The sequence below is a fragment of the Aeromonas sp. QDB18 genome (assembly GCF_027705325.1).
GTDB classification, from domain to species: domain Bacteria; phylum Pseudomonadota; class Gammaproteobacteria; order Enterobacterales; family Aeromonadaceae; genus Aeromonas; species Aeromonas caviae.
In genome coordinates this window covers 1-1,790 of the sequence record NZ_JAPDBQ010000263.1, presented here as the reverse complement: position 1 = coordinate 1,790, position 1,790 = coordinate 1, and the positions used below count along the sequence as shown (strand labels likewise).

The 1,790-nt window shown below is 58.4% G+C and carries 2 protein-coding genes; both read right to left on the bottom strand.

Features of this window, described 5'->3' with window-relative positions:
- Nucleotides 1–1,436 (bottom strand): IS66 family transposase (gene tnpC, locus OKC30_RS20705; RefSeq protein WP_270809805.1); only part of this gene is annotated, 1,436 nt, incomplete at its 3' end.
- Between the two features lie 48 nt (nucleotides 1,437–1,484).
- On the bottom strand, nucleotides 1,485–1,790 hold a 306-nt coding region (gene tnpB, locus OKC30_RS20700), incomplete at its 5' end, for an IS66 family insertion sequence element accessory protein TnpB (RefSeq protein WP_270809804.1).

Sequence of the window (1,790 nt, the reverse complement as noted above, 5' to 3'; positions counted from 1 at the left end):
CAGGTCGCGCTGGCCTTGGCGCCTTGCGCGCTGTCGGCGAACAACCAGGCCTTGCGCCCCACGGCGAACGGGCGGATCGCGTTCTCCGCCAACACATTGCTGATGTGTAGATCACCCCGCTCGCAGTAGCCGACCAGATAGGGCCACTGCCCCAGCGTGTATTCCATCGCCTTTCTCGTCAGCGAGCCTTTCATCACCTTGCCGACGTTATTGTCCAGCCAGGTTTTGAACTCCGCCAACAGCGGCATGCTACGCGTCTGCCGTGCCTGATAGCGTTCGGCATCACTGCGCTCCTTCTGCTCCCGCTCGATGGCATAGAGTTTACCTATGTACCCCAATGCCACACCGGCCTTGCTGGCACCGGGCTTGCTCTTGCCCTTCGCAACGGACGGCGTGGCCTGGGTCGCTTCGATGAATTTGCGCCGAGCGTGATCCCAGCAGCCAATCCGTGTCAGGCCGCTCTGTTTGCACACCTGGCTATAGCCAGAATAGCCATCGGCTTGCAGTATGCCGCTAAAACCGTCCAGCAGGCGCACGGGTACGCTTCCGGCGCGCGACGGATCATATTCAAATAACACAGAAGGGCGGCCCGGTGGACCGCCACGGGTCACCCACATCCATTTGTCCGATTGCGCCGTTTTGCCCTCCTCTTTGAGCACCTGGATCCGCGTCTCGTCGGCTTGCAGGTACGTCGCGTGGTTCTGCTCCTCGCGCAGCAGGTTCATCAATGGCTGGAACACCTCATCCAGCCGGATGATCCAGTGGGCCATGCTGGTGCGGCTCACCTCCTGCCCTAGGCGCTTGAACATCTGCTCCAGACGGTACAGTGGCAGGCCATCGGCATACTTAGAGGTAATGATGTAGCCCAGCAATGACGGCGTGGCGATACATTTGCCCAGTGGGTGGACGGGGCGGTTGGCGGCGAGGATCACCTCTTCGCCATCACGCTCGAACACCGCCTTCTCTTGCCAGATCTCCAGCACCTTGAGTTGAGCCGGAATGAACTGCAACTCCTCTTTGACCTTGGTAAAGAACACCTTGCTGGCCCCGGCTTTCTGCTCATCGCTGAGGGTGAGTTCGATGCGCTCGCGCAGCAGTGAGGCGGAGAAGCCACGTTGACGCGGCTTGGCCTTTGCTTCGGCAGTTTGCGGCAGGTCATCGGGTAACTGGGCCAGCAGGGCGTCCATGTCCGCTTCCAGCTCTGCCTCATCAAAGAGCTGGAGCTGATGGAGTTTCTCGCTGCTGGCGGCAAAGCGCTGGATCCTGCGCAGACGCAGCAGCTCTTCGAGTAACAGGATATGGGCGTCACGCCGCTGGATAGCCTCTTCTTTTAACGCCAACTGTTGCTGAAAACCCGCAATAACCGCCAACAACTCAGCGGCGCTAAGGCCACTGAGATCAGGTGATGGGGTGAGGTTTTTCAGCGTCATTTTCATGGGGAAATTATAACAAAAACAAGGCGGTAAAGCACGAGGTTGGCGGTATTAAAGCGTCTCATAATGCAGTGTTTTATGGCCCTGCATCAAGGAGATATCGTAGCCATCGAGCAACCAGTTTATCTGCTCGGAAGAGAGGGAGAGTAGCTCATCGGCAGACGATGGCCACTTGAATTTCTCCTCGGCCAGCGCCTTGTAATAGAGCACAAAGCCGTTGTCCTCCCACATCAGACACTTGATCTTGTTGCGGCGGCGATTGGTAAAGGCATAGAGGGCACCGGTGAACGGGTTGTGCCCCAGTTGCTGCTCGACCAGCGCCGCCAGGCCGTGGGCCTGTTTACGAAAATCGATAGG